The sequence below is a fragment of the Enterobacter sp. SES19 genome (genome assembly GCF_011765665.1).
GTDB lineage: Bacteria > Pseudomonadota > Gammaproteobacteria > Enterobacterales > Enterobacteriaceae > Enterobacter > Enterobacter pseudoroggenkampii.
In genome coordinates this window covers 279,359-280,470 of the sequence record NZ_CP050320.1, presented here as the reverse complement: position 1 = coordinate 280,470, position 1,112 = coordinate 279,359, and the positions used below count along the sequence as shown (strand labels likewise).

At 50.7% G+C, this 1,112-nt stretch carries 1 rRNA gene (cut by a window edge); it reads right to left on the bottom strand.

From position 1 onward, the window contains the following. Positions 1-1,026: ribosomal RNA gene (locus GXP72_RS01285) — 23S ribosomal RNA — on the bottom strand; it reaches 2,619 nt to the left of the window's first position. Between the last annotated feature and the right edge of the window lie 86 nt (positions 1,027-1,112).

Below are 1,112 nucleotides of genomic sequence, written 5' to 3'. Positions count from 1 at the left end.
AGTGTCGCTGCCGCAGCTTCGGTGCATGGTTTAGCCCCGTTACATCTTCCGCGCAGGCCGACTCGACCAGTGAGCTATTACGCTTTCTTTAAATGATGGCTGCTTCTAAGCCAACATCCTGGCTGTCTGTGCCTTCCCACATCGTTTCCCACTTAACCATGACTTTGGGACCTTAGCTGGCGGTCTGGGTTGTTTCCCTCTTCACGACGGACGTTAGCACCCGCCGTGTGTCTCCCGTGATAACATTCTTCGGTATTCGTAGTTTGCATCGGGTTGGTAAGCCGGGATGGCCCCCTAGCCGAAACAGTGCTCTACCCCCGAAGATGAGTTCACGAGGCGCTACCTAAATAGCTTTCGGGGAGAACCAGCTATCTCCCGGTTTGATTGGCCTTTCACCCCCAGCCACAAGTCATCCGCTAATTTTTCAACATTAGTCGGTTCGGTCCTCCAGTTAGTGTTACCCAACCTTCAACCTGCCCATGGCTAGATCACCGGGTTTCGGGTCTATACCCTGCAACTTAACGCCCAGTTAAGACTCGGTTTCCCTTCGGCTCCCCTATACGGTTAACCTTGCTACAGAATATAAGTCGCTGACCCATTATACAAAAGGTACGCAGTCACACCACGAAGGTGCTCCCACTGCTTGTACGTACACGGTTTCAGGTTCTTTTTCACTCCCCTCGCCGGGGTTCTTTTCGCCTTTCCCTCACGGTACTGGTTCACTATCGGTCAGTCAGGAGTATTTAGCCTTGGAGGATGGTCCCCCCATATTCAGACAGGATACCACGTGTCCCGCCCTACTCTTCGAGTTCACAACCTGTGTTTTCCTCGGGGTACTTAGATGTTTCAGTTCCCCCGGTTCGCCTCGTTAACCTATGTATTCAGTTAACGATAGTGTGACGAATCACACTGGGTTTCCCCATTCGGACATCGCCGGGTCAAAGGTTCATATCACCTCGCCGGCGCTTTTCGCAGATTAGCATACGCTTAGTCGCTTAACCTCACAACCCGAAGATGTTTCACTTCTGATTGCGAAAATTTGAGAGACTCGAACACACCTTAAAGATGTGTCGTTTCAATTTTCAGCTTGATCCAGATTTTTAAAGAGCAAA